This window comes from Haloarcula quadrata, assembly GCF_003634715.1.
Classification (GTDB): Archaea; Halobacteriota; Halobacteria; order Halobacteriales; family Haloarculaceae; genus Haloarcula; species Haloarcula marismortui.
In genome coordinates, this window is sequence record NZ_RBWW01000002.1 from 544,155 (window position 1) to 561,410 (window position 17,256).

The 17,256-nt window shown below is 59.6% G+C and carries 19 protein-coding genes; 9 read left to right on the plus strand and 10 right to left on the minus strand.

The genetic code is table 11. The features are described 5' to 3' along the window. The first annotated feature begins 52 nt into the window (after nucleotides 1–52). From BDK61_RS19845 to BDK61_RS19860, 4 genes are read left to right on the plus strand one after another with little or no spacing between them, the layout of a single operon-like run. The gene (locus tag BDK61_RS19845; RefSeq protein ID WP_121304324.1) at nucleotides 53–1,042 is read left to right on the plus strand and encodes a zinc-dependent alcohol dehydrogenase; all 990 of its coding nucleotides are present in this window, start codon (nucleotides 53–55) and stop codon (nucleotides 1,040–1,042) included. Between the two features lie 30 nt (nucleotides 1,043–1,072). After that, nucleotides 1,073–1,450, plus strand: a complete 378-nt coding sequence (locus tag BDK61_RS19850) for a 6-pyruvoyl trahydropterin synthase family protein (protein WP_121304326.1) — start codon at nucleotides 1,073–1,075, stop codon at nucleotides 1,448–1,450. Beyond that, nucleotides 1,447–2,514 (plus strand): glycosyltransferase family 4 protein, encoded by a 1,068-nt coding sequence (locus tag BDK61_RS19855; protein WP_011222576.1) that lies wholly within the window; start codon nucleotides 1,447–1,449, stop codon nucleotides 2,512–2,514. Before BDK61_RS19850 ends, BDK61_RS19855 begins: the two co-directional genes overlap by 4 nt. Next, nucleotides 2,511–3,407 (plus strand): hypothetical protein, encoded by an 897-nt coding sequence (locus BDK61_RS19860; protein ID WP_049938538.1) that lies wholly within the window; start codon nucleotides 2,511–2,513, stop codon nucleotides 3,405–3,407. The genes BDK61_RS19855 and BDK61_RS19860 overlap by 4 nt, the downstream gene beginning before the upstream one ends. A 99-nt stretch (nucleotides 3,408–3,506) precedes the next feature. Here BDK61_RS19860 and BDK61_RS19865 read toward each other — a convergent pair whose 3' ends face one another. Continuing rightward, nucleotides 3,507–3,950, minus strand: a complete 444-nt coding sequence (locus BDK61_RS19865) for a MaoC family dehydratase (protein ID WP_007188468.1) — start codon at nucleotides 3,948–3,950, stop codon at nucleotides 3,507–3,509. Between the two features lie 255 nt (nucleotides 3,951–4,205). Beyond that, on the minus strand, nucleotides 4,206–4,421 hold the full coding sequence (locus BDK61_RS19870; RefSeq protein WP_121304328.1) for a hypothetical protein: 216 nt from the start codon (nucleotides 4,419–4,421) through the stop codon (nucleotides 4,206–4,208). A gap of 124 nt (nucleotides 4,422–4,545) precedes the next feature. On the opposite strand from BDK61_RS19870, the gene BDK61_RS19875 reads away from it, so the two are divergent. From BDK61_RS19875 to BDK61_RS19885, 3 genes are all read left to right on the plus strand, one after another. Next, nucleotides 4,546–4,896 (plus strand): hypothetical protein, encoded by a 351-nt coding sequence (locus tag BDK61_RS19875; protein ID WP_121304330.1) that lies wholly within the window; start codon nucleotides 4,546–4,548, stop codon nucleotides 4,894–4,896. A 312-nt stretch (nucleotides 4,897–5,208) separates the two neighbouring features. Continuing rightward, nucleotides 5,209–6,117 (plus strand): DUF7139 domain-containing protein, encoded by a 909-nt coding sequence (locus tag BDK61_RS19880; protein WP_121304332.1) that lies wholly within the window; start codon nucleotides 5,209–5,211, stop codon nucleotides 6,115–6,117. A 166-nt stretch (nucleotides 6,118–6,283) separates the two neighbouring features. Next, on the plus strand, nucleotides 6,284–7,312 hold the full coding sequence (locus tag BDK61_RS19885; RefSeq protein ID WP_004965739.1) for a disk-shape morphogenesis protein volactin: 1,029 nt from the start codon (nucleotides 6,284–6,286) through the stop codon (nucleotides 7,310–7,312). Nucleotides 7,313–7,402: 90 nt separating this feature from the next. On the opposite strand, the gene BDK61_RS19890 is transcribed toward BDK61_RS19885, so the two are convergent. Then, nucleotides 7,403–7,876, minus strand: a complete 474-nt coding sequence (locus tag BDK61_RS19890) for a hypothetical protein (RefSeq protein WP_007188464.1) — start codon at nucleotides 7,874–7,876, stop codon at nucleotides 7,403–7,405. Nucleotides 7,877–7,957: 81 nt separating this feature from the next. On the opposite strand from BDK61_RS19890, the gene BDK61_RS19895 reads away from it, so the two are divergent. After that, nucleotides 7,958–8,647: a hypothetical protein gene (locus BDK61_RS19895; RefSeq protein ID WP_121304333.1), complete on the plus strand. Its 690-nt coding sequence runs from the start codon at nucleotides 7,958–7,960 to the stop codon at nucleotides 8,645–8,647. A gap of 68 nt (nucleotides 8,648–8,715) precedes the next feature. Here BDK61_RS19895 and BDK61_RS19900 read toward each other — a convergent pair whose 3' ends face one another. Further along, on the minus strand, nucleotides 8,716–9,480 hold the full coding sequence (locus tag BDK61_RS19900; RefSeq protein WP_121304334.1) for a DUF7093 family protein: 765 nt from the start codon (nucleotides 9,478–9,480) through the stop codon (nucleotides 8,716–8,718). A gap of 307 nt (nucleotides 9,481–9,787) precedes the next feature. Between BDK61_RS19900 and BDK61_RS19905 the strand changes: the two genes are divergently transcribed. Continuing rightward, entirely contained in the window at nucleotides 9,788–10,489 is a 702-nt protein-coding gene (locus tag BDK61_RS19905) for an endonuclease III domain-containing protein (RefSeq protein WP_004965732.1), read from the plus strand. Between the two features lie 214 nt (nucleotides 10,490–10,703). Here the strand turns inward: BDK61_RS19905 and BDK61_RS19910 are convergent, their stop codons facing one another. From BDK61_RS19910 to BDK61_RS19935, 6 genes are all read right to left on the minus strand, one after another. After that, nucleotides 10,704–12,119 carry a sodium-dependent transporter gene (locus tag BDK61_RS19910; protein ID WP_121304335.1) on the minus strand — a complete coding sequence of 472 codons (1,416 nt, stop codon included), beginning with the start codon at nucleotides 12,117–12,119 and terminating at the stop codon, nucleotides 10,704–10,706. Between the two features lie 177 nt (nucleotides 12,120–12,296). Beyond that, nucleotides 12,297–12,995 carry an ABC transporter ATP-binding protein gene (locus tag BDK61_RS19915; RefSeq protein ID WP_049919390.1) on the minus strand — a complete coding sequence of 233 codons (699 nt, stop codon included), beginning with the start codon at nucleotides 12,993–12,995 and terminating at the stop codon, nucleotides 12,297–12,299. Further along, entirely contained in the window at nucleotides 12,995–13,801 is an 807-nt protein-coding gene (locus BDK61_RS19920) for an ABC transporter ATP-binding protein (RefSeq protein WP_004965728.1), read from the minus strand. The genes BDK61_RS19915 and BDK61_RS19920 overlap by 1 nt, the downstream gene beginning before the upstream one ends. Beyond that, on the minus strand, nucleotides 13,801–14,955 hold the full coding sequence (urtC, locus tag BDK61_RS19925; protein ID WP_121304336.1) for an urea ABC transporter, permease protein UrtC: 1,155 nt from the start codon (nucleotides 14,953–14,955) through the stop codon (nucleotides 13,801–13,803). Before urtC ends, BDK61_RS19920 begins: the two co-directional genes overlap by 1 nt. Next, the gene (urtB, locus tag BDK61_RS19930; RefSeq protein ID WP_007188457.1) at nucleotides 14,956–15,894 is read right to left on the minus strand and encodes an urea ABC transporter, permease protein UrtB; all 939 of its coding nucleotides are present in this window, start codon (nucleotides 15,892–15,894) and stop codon (nucleotides 14,956–14,958) included. Between the two features lie 2 nt (nucleotides 15,895–15,896). After that, on the minus strand, nucleotides 15,897–17,204 hold the full coding sequence (locus BDK61_RS19935) for an urea ABC transporter substrate-binding protein (protein ID WP_004965723.1): 1,308 nt from the start codon (nucleotides 17,202–17,204) through the stop codon (nucleotides 15,897–15,899). Nucleotides 17,205–17,256: the final 52 nt, after the last annotated feature.

A 17,256-nucleotide genomic window follows, 5' to 3' on the forward strand; every position in this document is an offset into this window, starting at 1 on the left:
GCTGGCATCGAAACATCGGCACCGGCCGCCCACGTCCTCAGGAGACGGTGTAATGTCCGCCAGAACGCTGTACTTTACCGGCGGGAAGTCGGTTCGGGTTGACGAAGAGGCGGTGCCTGACCCCGGACCATCGGAGGTCCGTGTTCGAACCGAACTCTCAGGAATCAGTCCCGGAACAGAGCTGTTGGTGTACCGTGGTGAGGTCGATTCGGAACTCGCGACCGACGAGACGATCGACGCCCTTGATGGTACGTTCTCGTATCCACTGCAGTACGGCTACGCCGCAGTCGGCTGTATCACGGCCGTCGGGGACGCGGTTGACGACGACTGGCTCGACCAGCGTGTGTTCGCGTTCAACCCACACGAAAGCCACTTCCTCGCCGAGCCGTCGTCGCTTATTCCCACGACGTTACCGCCGGAGCAGGCGGTGTTCATCCCGAACGTCGAAGCGGCGGTCAACTTCGTGATGGACGCTCGACCGCGTATCGGGGCTCGGGTTGTCGTCTTCGGTCAGGGGCCGGTGGGCCTGTTGACGACCGGGCTGCTGGCCGATTTTCCGCTGGCGTCGCTCGTGACGGTCGATCCCTGTGCGGGCCGCCGTCGGCTCTCGGAAGCGCTCGGGGCAGACCGCTCAGTCTCTCTCGGGAATCTCGATGACGACGACGCCGACATCACGTTCGAGCTCTCGGGGAACCCAACCGCACTCGACAGAGCGATCGACGCTACTGGCTATGCCGGCCAGGTCATCGTCGGTTCGTGGTACGGCTCAAAGGATGTCTCGCTTGACCTCGGACATCACTTCCACCGGAGCCACATCCGCCTTCGCAGCAGTCAGGTGAGCCGCATCGATCCGGATCACGCCGACCGCTGGGACAAGGACCGGCGGCTGGATGTCGTCCGGTCGTGGCTGAGCGACACTGACCTCTCGGCGCTACTGACACATGAGATCGATATCGAGCGTGCAGCCGAAGCGTATCAACTGCTAGAGAGCCGGCCAGACGACGCTGTACAGGTAGTGTTGACGTACAACGGACACCCGTGATTTAGGTGGGTCCCGGCCGTTCGTTCGGGTATGTACACGACGACGGTTCGGACTGAGTTCGTGGCACAGCATTACCTCACTGTCCCGAACCCGGGGCCCGAGGGTGACCCGCACTCACACCACTACAGGGTCGAACTATGTTTCCGCGGCCCCGAACTCAACGAGTTCGACTACATCGTCGACATCGACAATGCCGACGCAGCCCTGTCGTCACTCGCCGACCAGTACCGGGACACGATGCTCAATGACCTTCCGGAGTTCGAAGGCTACAACCCCAGCGTAGAGCGGTTTGCCCGTGTTATCTTTGAGCGTGTCACCGAGCGTGTCACCGACGAGACGGTCACCGAACTGTCGGTCACCATCTGGGAGGACGAGGAAGCCGCTGCGAGTTACAACGCCGCCGTATGAGGGTCGGCCTGACCCTGTACGGGAGCCTCGACGAGCAGTCAGGCGGGTTTCGATACGATAGAAAACTCGTCGAGGGACTCCGAGCGGCCGGCGACACTGTCGAGTGTATCCAGCTCCCCTGGCGTGACTACCACAGAGGGCTGCTCGACAACGGGTCGCGAAAGCTCCGCCAGCGGCTGGATGTGGATGTCGATGTCATGTTACAGGACGAACTCGCCCATCCGTCGCTCGTCCGCACAAACCGTGCCCTCTCGTACCCGATTGTCAGCATCGTCCACCACTTGCGGGCGAGCGAGCCGCGCCGACTTGCACCGCTGTACCGGGCGGTCGAGCGTCGCTACCTCGGGACTGTTCAGGCCGTGGTCTGTAACAGCGCCACGACCCGAAACGTCGTTACCAACCTCGGCGTCGACCCCGAGGACACCGTCGTCGCGCCGCCGGCTGGGGACCAGTTCGACCCTGATATCGACCGAGCGACAATCGAGCGACGGGCTACCACCGAGCCGCTGCAGGTTGTTTTCGTCGGAAATGTCTCGCCTCGAAAGGGGCTCGATACGCTCGTCGATGGTGTGGCTGCGGCTGCTGTCGACATCGACCTCACCGTCGTCGGTCGCCACGTCGATGCAGCCCACGTGACTTCGGTACAGGAGCGCGTCCGCGAACACGATTTAGCTGACCGCGTGCAGTTCGCGGGTCGGCTCCCAGACGGCGAGTTGGCGAAAACCCTCCGGTCGAGCCACGTCCTTGCGGTACCGTCCCGGTACGAAGGGTTCGGCATCGTCTATCTGGAGGGGATGAGCTTCGGCCTCCCGGCGCTGGCCACCCGGGCTGGCGGAGCGGCCGACATCGTAACCGACGACGAAACAGGGGTACTCGTCGACCCGGACGACTCGGCAGCCGTCGCTCGCGAACTGGAGCGGTTCGCCACCGACCGGGACCGCTTGGCTGAGATGGGGTGGGCCGCGAGACGGAACTACGAGACGCACCCGGATTGGGAAGAGACGGTCGGGCGGGTTCGGGACCTGCTGTCTGATATTGTTCAGCCCACGGAGGTACCGGCGTGACGGAATCGTTCCAGCGGTATCTGCGGGCGAAGCGGACTGTCGACGACCGCGCGCTGGACCGCCGGCTGGTCGAGATGCTCCGCGAGCAGTTGGCGGCCCGGGCAGCCGACAGCGACGGGCCGCTACGTGTCCTCGAAATCGGGGCCGGCATCGGCACGATGCTCACCCGGTTCCTCGAATGGGACGTGCTTCCCGCGGGAGAAGTCCACTACACTGCAGTCGATATTCAGTCGGAGAACGTAGCTCACTTGCCCGACCACATCCGGGACTGGGCCGTCGACCGTCAGATATCGATAGGCGACAGCCCACTCGTCCTGAAAGCCGAAAACCGACGAATCGAAATTGAGACGGTACAGGCCGAGGCGGTGGCCCATGCGGCGGCCGCCGACGGCAAATACGACCTCCTCATCGGGGCCGCCCTGCTCGATATTCTCGACCGTCAGAAACTGCCGACGTTGCTCGAACCGCTTGCACCGGGTGGCCTGTACTACTTCCCGATCACGTTCGACGGGGCGACCCGCTTTCAGCCGAGCCATCCAGCCGACCGGGCAGTCGAACAGCACTATCACGACCACATGGACGCGAAAGAGGGCGGTGACAGCCGTGCCGGCGGCGACGTGCTTGCCCATCTCCAGCGCCTCGACAGCATAACGCTATCAGGGGTGGCCGGGTCGGACTGGGTCGTCCGGCCTGTCGACGGGAGCTACCCGGCTGACGAAGCCTACTTCCTCAGATACATTCTCGACACTATCGAGGACGCGGTCGGCGAGATGACTGGTAGCGACTTCGAGGAACTCGACGGCTGGCTGGCACGCCGACGTGCGCAGGTCGCTGCCGCCGAACTACTGTACCATACGCATCAACTGGATTTCCTGGGCCGTGTCGACTCGTGAGTCGCCGCGCTGTTAAGCCCTAAAACCCGGCTAAAGTGATTGTATTTCTCGGAACGACCGGTCTGCCACACAGGTATCACAGACTGCCTGACCCTGTCGTCACTCGTCGGTCTCGCGGCGGATCATGGCTGTCGCCTCGTATGAAATGACGAGTTCGTCGTCCTGATTCAGTCCTTCGTGGCGGGCGGTGAGGTACCCCCGGCTCGGGTCACTGTCGGAGGGTCGCTTGTCGATGATTTCGGTTCGTAATCGTAGCGTGTCACCGGGCTGGAGTGGCTGATGCCAGCGGAGATTGTCGACGCCGACGCCAGCCTGTGTCGCCATGTCCTTGCTGGTCTCGACGTTGAGACGCATACAGATCGCGGCGGTCTGCCACCCAGAGGCGACTAGTCCGCCAAAGACTGAGTCTTTCGCTGCCTCCTCGTCGGTGTGAAACGGTTGCGGGTCATACTTTTCGCCGAATTCGGTGATTTCGGATTTCGACACAGTGTATCCATCCGACTGTCGGACGTCGCCGACCACGATATCCTCGTAAAATTGCATATAATTATGAAGGTGATGGATAGATAAAAATCCGACGTGGTACGACCGCTGGCAGGGTGAGTGGCCGCAGGCGTATCGACGGCATCAGGCACATGGATAACATTGCAGCCAGTGGCGCTGCAGACGACAAGAGCAATTAAACGACGAGATTGCAGAACTCGAAGCCCATAACGAGGAGCTACCCACGTTTACTCGGAGCCTTCTATCACACCTCATCAGTAACTGCGTACCCATCATCTTGCTCTTGTCGAGCTGCTACCGTCGTTGGAGTTGCCAGTTATTTCGGGGGTCGGAACTGTTCGTGACCCGGACAACGCCATCTCTACGAAGTTGGTCAACCGTCTCATCAAACTCCGCCATGGAGAACTGGGTCTCCGCTTTCTCTAACTGGTCAAGCACGAACATCACAGATGCCATTTCGTTTCCTTGTGCTTCCAGTATCTTGAGAATCTGCTTCGCTAGGTTAGGCATGAATAAGTAGCAATCACCGGGTAGTGGTTGTGCGCATATATGTGAGTTGCAGACTGCCGACGTGTATCTTCGCTATTTATTCTTAAAATATATATTTCAGCTATAACATAGGCACGATGTCGACATGCCCTCCAACAGTCGAACACTCCTCTCGGCGACCAGTGAAGAGTGGCGCTTAGCACGCGAAGACCTCCACATCAGAAATGCCACCGACGCCGAGCATGATATCCAGATAAAAATATACGATGACAAGGAACGGTGTCATACAGCACATTATCACCTTCTGGCAGGTCAGTCGGGTTGTTCGGTTAGCTTGTTACAGGATGGCGTTTATAAGGTCAAGGCCGTCCTCGACGGACAACACAAGTCAGTCGCTGCCGTCACAGTCTCTGATGAGCCTGAACAGACCATCTTCATCCACATTCAGAACGACGGGATCATTATTGAAGAGGGAGTGACTCCCTCACGTCCCTGAACCGACGTGTCGCCTTGCCCTGCTTGAGACCCTCCCGTGCTGAAGCGCAGGGATTCCCACGTTCGGAGAGCAGGGTTCAGCGGACGACCTGTTCTCACAGGCATACTCTGCCCGTAGATTTGTCGAACAGGCGTGGAAACGCCAACTGTCGGCTTTATTTCCGCCGTGAATGGTGCGTCTTTCGCCTCGAAGTATCGTAACAAAGTTTGAGTGACATGGGGTAAGCTCATCTTTAACACCCATCCGAACAAAATAACAAATTGAATGAGCCCTGCATCTACATCGAACAGGTCCCCTGAATCTGCCGATCCTGTGTCGGGCTATCGCGACAGGCTCAGGTCGATTTATCGCGATTATATCGGCGAACCGGATAAAGAGCGAGACATCTATATCGGGTTTGGCCTCTTCTTCGCTGGAGTCACGCTTGCCGTCGTCGGATTCGGCCTCTTTTTGTACAGTAACGTCCTAGAATCCGGGAGTACGCTGTACTGGCAGATCCGGGAGATTGCACTCGTCGTCGGGTTCATTGGACTGCCCTCCGTGCTATTGAGCGTCGTCGTGCTCCTCCCAGTGGGCTTCAAAACCCGAGTTGTCAGTGCCGCTGGCACAGTGTTCTGTCTCGCTGCAACTGTGATTCTGGTTGATGTTTTTCCGTACGGGTGGACGACCAGTGAGGGCATCAACGGTAGCGTCTGGACTATCAGCGTCTACGCTACTGGCCTAGTTACACTTGTAGCGTCGACAGGAGCGGCACTGGTCGCACATTACCTCGAGCGAGCAACAACGCCAGCTGAGTCAGCCGAGCCGGTTGACTCGGCCGAGAGTGAGTCAGAGTCAGTCAGCAAAGCAGACGTAGACAGCGACATAGAGCAAGCCATGGAGGGGGCGGAACTATCCTGGGGCGGCGTCGAACAACAGCCCAAGACCAAGCGGCTGAATCTAGATATGCCGGACACAGACTCCGACCTCGACCAGACGGCTATCGAGAACTCCGAGGCGACCACGACACGGGCCGACAGCAACGATGTTGACGACGCAGTAGATGGACTCAGGCAGCTGCAAGGTGGCCAATCAAATACGGATCGAAGCACTGGAACCGAAGAGCAGGTCAACGCTCTTACCGAGTTCCGGAATGAGCAGGCCGAAGACGATGATGTAGAGACTGGTGTCGAAGGGCAGAAAGGTCTTATGAGCCGCCTTCGGTCATTGTTTTTCGAGTGAACAGTCTGATTGGCCCATACACGCTCTACTGTGGCGGTTTTGTTGGGTTGCTTTTATCATGTTAGCATATCCTTACACTTCTTTCGCTCCAAAGTTGGTACGTAAGTTGTAATTTGTTCTATATTATAGGCTAGTTTTTTCAACTTGGTAGGAGGAATACAACTGTATGCCCCAAGGTCTTGATGTCGGTACGATGAACCTCCTGTCTGCACGTCAAGATGGTAACGAAACAGTATTCGTGCAGCAACGGAACTCCTTCGTTGAAATTGACTACAGCGATATGGCCGAACAAATGCTGTCGAGAAGTGACGTTCTCCACATCCGCAAGGATGATCGGGTCTATATTGTTGGCGATGACGCCCTGAATTTCGCGAACATCTTCAGCGAAGAGACGCGCCGACCGATGCAGGCCGGGATTCTCTCAAGCGACGAGCAATCAGCAATTCCGATGATTAAGCTCATCACTGAACAGGTGGTGGGACAACCGGAGTATCCGAATGAGCGTCTGTTTTTCTCGGTTCCTGCGGACCCTATCGACGCCGATGTTTCGACGCTGTATCATCAAAAGACGGTTGAGTCACTCCTTACTGATATGGGATACAGCCCAGAGCCGATCAATGAGGGGATGGCCGTCATCTACTCGGAGCTTGCAAATCGTGAGTTCACTGGCCTCGGCATCAGCTTTGGCGCTGGGATGACCAACGTTTGTCTGTCGTACTATGCAGTCCCCGTAATGAAGTTCTCCATCGCACGCGGTGGTGACTGGATCGACGAGCAAGCTGCACAGGCGACCGGCACGCCCGTAGATAAGGTTACTTCGGTCAAAGAAGAAGACTTCGCACTCAACTTTGAGACGGATGTCGGTGGTATTGAAGGTGCATTGAGCATCTATTACGACAATCTCCTCGACTATGTCATCGAAAACATCATCAGTGAAGTTGATGAGGAAGATGTCGAGGAGGGATTGGATGTCCCGGTCGTTGTGACTGGCGGGACATCGAGTCCTGATGGCTTCGAAGAGTTGTTCGCCGAACGGATCAATGACTCCGAGATACCATTCTCGATCAGCGATGTCCGCCAGGCCGAGAATCCACTGTATAGCGTCGCACAGGGAGCACTCGTCGCAGCGCGGTCGGAAGAGGAGCGCGAAGGGCAAGCCGAGCAGCCCGAGGAACCAGACGCCTCCGCTGAGTAACGGGTACTCCCGCACCGACACAATACTCGCCGACATCAGCCAGAATCTGTGCCTGGTCCTCGTTCCAGATAATTCAACCGACGTTTGGCGTTACTCAGTTTCGTCCCCGTTTTCGTCAGCTTCAGTGTCCGCGTTTTGACTGTCCGTATCGTTCTCATCAAAATTGGCTGTACCGTCTCCACTTGATTCACTTTCGGTCTCGTCGATAACGCGGTTCAATTCGTCAGCAGCGTCCTGTCGGAACGTGTTAGCATCAGACCCCAGAGAGATGCCGACCGCAACACCAGCCTGTTCAAGCGAGAACTCTGGTCGGTCTGTGGATTCGTCACTCTCTGGAATCGGGACGCTGGGTGTCCGGCCAGTATTCTCGGGTTTCCCGGGGGTAGAATCAGGATGCTGGTTGAACCGGGCAAAAGCGAGTTCCCAGGACTCTGGAGGAGATGCCTCGTTGTGATGGGACGTAGAGAGGTCTGCGAAGCCGCACGATTCACAGACGATCGCTGTCTGGTTGCCGGTCGCAAGCGTGTACGTGCTGAGGTCGGAGTCGCAGCGGGGGCACCGCATACCAGAGTATGCGTGTCTCTGCTATACAATGGTTCCGTCAGTTCTCCCCCTCTAGGGAACGAGTTATGAGTTGGGCGACCGATGTTTGAGGCAATGCCGGAGATCGAGATTACGGACACACAACAGGCGGATTTAACGGCAATTCAAGAGGACCTTGAAGAGGCGTTCATCGAAACGTACGGTCATATTCGTACGCAAGATGTCGTGGACTACCTCCTCGATACATACACACCACCGGACCAGCTCGAAGGCGAGCAAGGCCTGAGCCGTCCCGACTACGAGCGAATCGCCTCAGCTGAGTATCCGGAACTCCAACGCATCGCGTCCGAGGTGTCGGAGGTTCCCGGAAGTGGTATTGACGCCGACGAGATGCGAGGGAAGCTGCTCTCGGCGCTTGGGACAAGTGAACTCGCCACTCGCCTCGCAGATGTCGAGTCCGAGACGAAAGCAGACGAAGGTGATAAAGAAGGGGCAACTGGTCCAGATAACTCGGCGGATGCGGCCGGCGACGGACACGATAGCACACAAACCGATACGTCGGGACAGGCTGGTCCAGCACCCGATACCGTCGAAACCGGTGACGCAGCCGAGCCCAACAACGCTCCGGGAGACACCCTGTCGGTCGCGAACCGTTTGCTGACTGAACATGACGAAAAGTGGACTCGGTCAGATGAAACCGACGAACCATACGAAGTCACGCTCCCCGACGGTTCAACGGTGAGCGCACGGACGAAAGATGACGTGCGAAAACTGCTGTTCCAGAACTATTGAGCGGGCGCTCATTGCAAAACTACTGTTCCATAGTGACCATCTCTCTGGGGGGTCGTCTCGTCGAAGGCTTAGGACTCGCTGTCCGATGTGTCCTCGAGGTAACCGACTCGACACTGTGGACAGACATCACCGCGAAAGAACGACGATTCATTCACTGGGAGTTCGAACTCACATCTTGGGCACCGATATGTGGGGTCTGAATCGGTTGTCGTACTCTCTAGGTCGTCCGCTGTGTGCAAACTCTCGTCTTGGCCGTTCCCAGTACCTGATCCTTCGGAAGTTTCAGACGACGGATTCACAGTGTCTGAAGCACCATCGATGATGACTGCATCGTCGCTATTCGGCGGCGTGGAGCCGTCGTCATCTGGTTCTTGTGTCGCTGATTCAGACAGTATCACGGCATCGTCAGTCCGCTCCGGTGGTGTCGATGCGGTCACCGCCGATGACGCATCACTCATTTCCGTATCCGAGGATGGATTTGCGACCGTATCCGAGGCATCCGCAGTCGATTCGGGAGTATCGGTCGATTCCGTTTCCGCCGGCTGACCCGTGTCCGTCGCCTCGGTCTCGTCCTCTGCATACTCTCTCCGTCCCACTTGCCGCTCGGTTTCGGCTCTGTATTCGGCATCGTCCGACCGCTCGTCATTTGCTTTCGATTCCGCTATGGTGGATATCAAGCCTCGATTCTCAGAGATATGGCGGATATGTCCACATCGCTGGCAAGACCTGTATTCCCGAACGGTTAGAACAGTGCCGCGCTCGCCTTCATCGTACGACTCCTCTATTTTCGAATCTCCAAATTCATGTCCAAAGAGTTCACAGCGCATCCCCATACATGGCCATTCACTTCGTGTAGGTAAGAAGGTATTCACACTCAATGACACCTATATCTCAGTCGGCCCAAGGAAGCCATCCATGACTGTCCTCGCGCCATCGCTAGACGCCGTTGCTGATAGTGACGGGGGACTTGCCCTGGTAGACAGCCCGACACCGGTCTTGCTGTTCCCTACTCACAGTCTAGTGAGTGGCGTGTCACCGTCGAAGGCCGTCTCTGGCAAGGTATAGAGCCAGCGTGGACCGGCTCGAGTCGAAACCGAACGAGGGCGGTGTCTTGAAGTCGGTCTGGGCCTTGGCAGAAGTATGTCGATGACTGAGGAGTGGGACGCCGCCAGTGTTCGTGACCTCCACGACGACCTCGTCTCGCTGCACGGCCCGGTCGAACGCACAAGCGACCACGGCGCCGACGCCAGCGCCGACCCTGGCGAAGGAGTTCGACAGTTGGTGACGACGATTCTCTCACAGAACGTAGCCGACGAGAACACACGCCGAGCCTCCGAGGCGCTGTTCACGGCATACAGCGACTTCGCAGCCATTGAATCGGCAGACCACGACGAACTGGCCGACACCATCCGCGTCGCAGGGCTCCCCGACCAGAAGGCCGCCCGCATTCAGCGGGCGCTTGCGGCCATCCGCGAGGAAACCGGTGGGGCCTACTCTCTTGCCTTCCTTGACGCCATGCCAACCGACGAGGCGAAAGGCTGGCTCACCGATATCAAGGGCGTCGGCCCAAAGACCGCCAGCGTCGTCCTGAACTTCCACTTCGGGAAGCCGACAATGGCTGTCGACACCCACGTTGAGCGGGTCTCCAAGCGGTTCGGGCTGGTAACCGAATCAGCAACGAACAAGCGCGCCCACGACGAGCTAGACGCAATCATTCCCGACGAACTGACCTATCCGCTGCACGTCCTGCTGATTACCCACGGCCGGGAGTTCTGCTCAGCGCGCAGTCCCGACTGCGCTAACCCCGTCTGCGAGCGCTACTGCAGTTGCGAGGAGTGCTAGCGACAGCCGACGACAGAACGTCGAAAGGCATTGTCTGAACAGGGCTGATCTCAACGGCGAGTTGGTGACAGGGAGAGTCGTCGACTTGTGCTCGGTGGGCAATTTTACCGTCGTTTCAGGCTTGAGTGGTTGAGCTTGTCGTGGTCCGTAGTCATGCGTGACACGGACACCGATTAGACGGCTTCTGGAGAAGGACTGAGTCAGGACAGTCAGACTAGTGCGAACTCAGCCGGTCGCTCCGGCTTCCGTTTCGAACGACGACAGCCAGAGCAACAGTGCCGATGACAGCGATAATCACCCGACCGCCAAGTCCCACTGAGATCCCGGCGAGCGACGCGAGCGTGTTCGTCAACAGGAACAACACGACGACGGGGAGAACCCAGCTAACGGTCAGAAGCCACGGCTTGGCTAGCCATTCGAAACGGTCAGTTCCAGCGCGGAACTCGGCCAGCGCGTCCCCGCGCAGCAGCCAGCCGACGATGACAGTGAATGCGAACAGCCCGACGGTCAACATCAGGTCTGCGAGCGTGCCGGAGACGAACTGGAACACCGAGCTTGTGAGTGCCAGCCCGCTCCCAGTGGCCGCAAGCAGGACCGTGACCAGTACCGTGGCCCGGCGTCGCGGGACGCCAAAGCTATCGACGAGCGTTGCCACCGGCGTCTCAAGCAGACTGATACCGCTGGTCACCGCAGCCATCAGCACGGTCACAAAGAACGCGGTCGCGACGAGTTCCCCGCCCGGAAGTGTCGCGAATGCCGTCGCGAGCGCGACGAACAGCGCACCGGGGCCGCCCTGTCCGGGGTCGACACCCTGTGAGAAAAGCAGCGGAATGACGACCAGCCCGGCGAGGACACCAATGAACGTGTTCGAGACCGCGATGACAAGTGTATCCCGCGGGAGCGACGCGTTGTCGTCAAGGTACGAGGCGTACGTTAGCATGACTCCAGCGCCGAGTGAGAGGGTGAACAGCGCCTGGCCTGCCGCTGGCCCGATAACGCTCAGGAAGTTCGCGGCGAGGTATTCGGCGTCAAAACTGAGATAGAACGCGTAGCCGGCGGCCGTCCCCGGCTGGGTGGCTGTCCACACAGCGAGGCCGAGCAAGATAATTACAACACCGGGAAGCATCACCTTCGAGACGCGTTCGATACCGTTGCTTATGCCAAAGAAAACGATGGCGGCAACGATACCGAGGAATAGCAGGTGAAAGGCGACCGCTTCGAGGCCAAAGCTCATTGTCCCGAAGTACTGCTGGGGCTGCCCGAAGTACGTCCCAACCGGTGAGACGAGCGTGTAGCGAAGGATCCACCCGCCGACGACAGAGTAGAACGAGAGGATAACGAGCGTTGTGAGGACGTTAAACGCGCCCAGCCACGACCCCCAGCGGGAGCCGGTGAGCGAGCGCAACGCCGCGGTTGGCGTCTGTCGGCCACAGCGTCCGAGGACGAACTCAGCGAGCAATCCCGGGACGCCGATGCCGACGACAACGAGCAGGTAGACGATGAGGAACGCACTGCCACCGTTTCCGGCGGTCAGCCACGGGAACCGCCAGATGTTCCCCAGACCTGCCGCACCGCCGACGGCAGCAAGCACGAAACCGAGGTTCGATATCCATGAGTCACGATCGGACATTCGTGTACAGGTCTGTTCAGTGGGTACTCAAGTTCCTGTTGATTCGGTTGCTTGCGTGTAATCAGGAAGGAATTAGGTAGCCGACAGTCCACCCGCGTCCGAACCGCCACGCGTCATTCCGCAGGCGACCGTCCGAAAGCGGGTGCCAGCAGCGTGGAACGGCGACGGCAGTCCGTCTCAGACCGCGAGGTACTCCGCAATCGCGTCCTCGTCGGCAATAGTCGACGGACCGAGTTCGTCAACGACCGTGCCACGCTCCATCGCGTAACAGCGGTCGGCCATCTCGCGGATGACCCCGAGGTTCTGCTCAACGAACAGAATCGTCGTCCCGAGGTCGTCGTTGATCGTCTGCATATCCTGGCTGATCTGGTCGACGATAGAGGGCTGGATGCCCTCGGACGGTTCATCGAGCAAGAGCAAGTCAGGATTCGAGACCAGTGCGCGGCCGATGGCGAGCATCTGCTGTTGCCCGCCCGAGAGCGTTCCGGCTTCCTGACTGGCCCGTTCTTCGAGCACGGGGAAGTAATCGTATATCTGGTCGTACAGCGTTTCGTCGCTCTCCGACCGGATGGTCTCGCCCATCTTGATGTTCTGCTCGACGGTTAGCTTGGGGAACACGTCCCGGCCCTGCGGGATGTAGCCGATTCCGGCCCGGGCGCGCTCGTCGGCACTCGCGTGAGTCACGTCCGTGCCGTCGTAGCTGATGGTCCCCTCGCTGGGCTCCAGCAAGCCCATCACCGTCTTCAGCAGCGTCGTCTTGCCGACGCCGTTTTTCCCCATCACCCCGACGATTTCTCCCTCCTCGACGGAGAGGTCCACATCCCGCAGTATCGGCGTTGTGTCGTAGGCTGCAGAAACCTCGTCGAGTTCGAGCATCATGACTCACCTCCCAGATATATCCGCTGGACCTCTGGGTCGGATTCGATTTCTTCAATCGGTCCCTCTCGGAACACCTCACCGTTGTGCAGGACGGTCACTTCTTCGGCGATGCTCGCGACGAAGTCGGTGTCGTGTTCGATAACAATGAAGGCGATCCCTTCCTCCTCGTTGAGCCGCCTGATCCGCTCGGCAATAGCTTCGCGTTCGGCCACGTCGAGGCCGGCGACCGGCTCGTCCAGCAGGAGCAGGTCGGGTTCGAGCGCGGCGGCCATCCCGATTTCCAGTTGCTGCTGTTGGCCGTGTGAGAGTTGCGACGCAGCAACGTCCTCGTAGCCGGTAAGGCCCGCAGCCTCGATAGCCTCGGCGACCAGCCGCCGTCGCTCCTCCCCGTCGGCGAACTGCTGGACGGGGAGCCTGACGTTCTCTCTGACACTCAGGTCACCGTACACGGACGGGACCTGGAATTTCATACTGATACCGCGAGAAACCCGCTCATGTGGGTCGAGGTCAGTGATGTCGTGGCCGTTGTAGTAGATACTGCCGTCGCTGGCCTCGTACGTCCCGGTAATCAGGTTCAGTAACGTTGACTTGCCAGCGCCGTTTGGGCCGATGAGACAGCGTAGCTCCCCCTCGGCGACCGAGAAGTCCACGTCGTCAGTGGCGGTGAACCCGCCGAACTGCTTGACGAGCCCGTCGGTCTGTAGCAGTGTCTCCGTTCTGTCACCCGTTGCCAGTTCCGCAGCGGTTTGCCGGACGTTCGGTCCAAGCGGGTCGATGTCGGATTCGGTTTCAGTATCACTCATTAGTCACTCACCTCACTCGGCGCGTCGGGTGCGTCGGCCCCGTCAGCTTCGCCCGGACCGAGTCGAGTTTCGACAATCCGCTCGTGGAGCCACGGAACGAAGCCGCTCGGAAGGACCAGAATCGTCACCAGCAACAGGGTGCCAAGCAGGACTAACGCCAGCTCACCCGCCATCGAGATGCGGAGGTATTCGATGGCGAGCGTGGCGACAACGGCCCCGAGCAAGCTCTTTCTGCCGCCGATACTCACCCAGATGACCGGCAGCGTCGCGAACAGCAGCGAAAACACGGTCGGGTCGATGTAGACGTTCCGTGCGGCGTACAGCACACCGGACAGACCCGCAAGCGCGCCCCCCAGCGTGAACACGACGAACTTGATGCGGGTCACGTTGTAACCGAACATCTCGGTGCGGTCCTCATCCTCCCGGACAGCGACCATCACGCGGCCGTAGTCGGAGTTAACGAGGACCCGCAACCCGAGGTACGTCCCGACCAGCAGGAGGAGGACGAGATAGTAAAACGGGCTGATTTCAAAGGATCCGATACCGATAATCCGCATCGGGAACGGGTTGTAGATGAACTGGTAGGAGGCACCTTCGATGCCGAGCGTCAGCAGCGGGATGTCCGGCATCCCGTTGAACCCGCCCAGTGCCGCCTCACCGATGGCCCATTCGGACCCGGCGGTCTGGGCCATGAAGGTGTGCATGACGATCGTCGAGACGAGCGTGATGATGGTCACGTAGACATCCCGCACGCCACCGTAGAACATGAAGTAGCCCAGTATGGCTGCGCTGACACCGCCGCCGACGATACCGGCGACGACAGCGGCCGTGATACCCCCCGGGGTCGCAAAGTTGATCGAGACGACGCCGAACGTGTAGGCCCCGATACCGAAGAAGACGACCTGTCCGAAACTCAGTACGCCCGAGTAGCCCCAGACGACCGACAGCGAAAGCCCCAGCAGGGCCAGCACCATGAACAGCGACAACTGCGAGCCGTCACCGAAGGCCGGGTAGACGACGAGCGCCGCCACAGCGACGGCGAAGCCGACCCAGAACCCACGCGATTCCCCGATAGTGTTTGGCCCCTCGAACCGACTGCGAAGCCGACCCGGGAGCGACCTATTCGCCTCGCCGTTTGCACTGTTTCTCGACATCTAGTCGCTCTCCTGTCTCCGTTTCCGCAGTTGTTCGATGAACCCGGTGATGCCGTCGGGGAGGAACCGGAGGGCGATGAGCGCAGCGACGAGTAGCGCGATACGGCCGATGAACGTCCCGTAGAGGTTCGAGAACGTGGCCAGAATCGCCCCGAGGACGCCCCCCGACAGCGCGGTCCCGAGAACGACGCTCGGCCCGCCGACGACGACGGCGACGAACGCCTCGACCAGGAACTGGTCGCCAAGCGTCGGCTGCATCGAGATGACTGGGGCGAACAGCGCACCGGTCAGCCCGGCCAGCGCCGAGCCAATGCCGAACGTCAGCATGTACATCCGGTCGGTGTTGACGCCCATGGCCTGTGCCGTTTCCTTGTCCTGTATCGTCGCCCGGGCGCGCATCCCGAAGTCGGTCCGGGTGAACAGGTAGTAGGTAGCCAGGAGCAGCCCGATGCTAACGCCGGCCAAGACGATCCGGTACGTTGAGTAGGAGAACGCCCCGTACGAGATCGCGCCGAACGGCGTGGCTATCTGGTCGATTGAGTTGCCAAAGCTGATTCGAGCTCCCTGAGTCAGTATCAGACTGAGCCCAAACGTGGCGACCATGGAATCGGCCAGCCGGTCGTACAGCGGTTCGATGATATCGCGGCCCAAGGTCTGTTGACTGATGTAATTGGGCCAGGCTCCGGAGATAATCACCCGCTCGGTCAGAATCCCGAAGAGGCCGGTAACCAGACCGCCAACGAGCATCGCCACGACGAGCGGGAGGCCGAGTTGCGTCACGGCCAGCGTCGCGGTGTAGGCACCGATGAGGATGAACTCCCCATGTGCCAGATTAATGACGCCCATAATCCCGAAGATGATGGCCAACCCCGCCGCGGCGAGCACGATGAACGCGAAGCTATCGAGGAACTGAAGCGCGAGGTTGATCCCGTTTACCATCCCTACTCGGCCTCCTCGTAGTAGTCCACCGGGGTGTACTGGGTCTGCTCCGGGTTCTCGGGGAGGTTGCAGCCGGCCGTCTCCGAGAGGAACGTCTCGGGGATCTGGCGGTTCTCGACGGCTTCGACGTTGTGGTCGTCGTCGGCGCGCATAATCCACATGTGGTGGTCGACGTGGTGGGTCGCGCCGTCAAGACGGATTGTCTCACCCTCCGGTGCTTCAGGTGCCTCCTCGGTGCCGAGTTCGATGCCCGACTCCAGAGCGTCGATGACTTCCGGCTGTTCGGTGGTCCCGGCCTGCTCGACGGCTTTCTTGTACATATACGTCGAGAAGTAGTTGGTCTCGGCCTCCTCGTTGAGGTACGGGGCATCAGGGTACATCTCGAAGTATCGGTCGACGAAGCCGCCATCGCCGGTGTTGCTGTCGGTCGGCACCTCCTCCATGTAGTTGACGCCCGCGTAGATGTTGGCCATCGCCGGGGCGTCGAGCCGTCGGTGCTCGTATCCCTGTGCCATTGCCGTCGAAGTGCCGATTGGCACGTCGAGACCGGCCGAGGCCTTCTGTTCGTAGAACGACGTGTGGTTCGCCCCGACAAGCATCGACATGACGAAGTCCGGGTCGGCCTCCTGAATCCGGTTGATCGTCGAACCGAAGGAGGACTCGCTGAGCGGGATAAACTCCTCACCGAGGACGTTCGCGTCGTTTTCGTTTGCCAGCACCTTCACCCAGTCCGCAGAGAGCTGGCCGAAGTTGTAGTCGGCCGCGATGGTGTAGATGTCCGGGCCGAACTCCTCGACCAGATACGGGAGGACGATACCGAGTTGCTGGCGGGCGGTCGGGCCGACCGCGAAGGTGAATTCGTCACAGACGCCGCCCTCGTACTGGGTGGTGTAGAAGTAGAGCTGTTCGTTGCGGTCGATTATCGGGCGGATGGCCTCCCGGGTTGCTGAGGAGTAGCCGGCCCACAGGGCGTCGACGTTCTCCTCGTTGATCGCCGTGCGGGTGAGTTCCTGATAGCGCTGATTGTCCGACTGTGGGTCGCGCTGGAACGTCTCGATTTGCTTCCCGTCGATACCGCCGTTGGCGTTGATTTCCTCGATGGCGAGCATCGACGCCTTTGCCTTCGGGTCGCCGACGAGGGCGAAGTTCCCGGACTGGTCCTCCAGCACCCCGATTTTGAGCGTGTCGGTACTGCTCGCGGTGTCCGTCGAGGTCCCGCCTTCACCGGCAGAACAGCCGGCGAGGCCGGTAACGAGTGCGGCCCCGCTCGCGCCGAGGAACTGACGGCGGCTGACAGACGAGCGATTCATGCGTCCCCCTCCGATACTAGGTTCTTGTTAGGATTATTATGTCCATTATCTT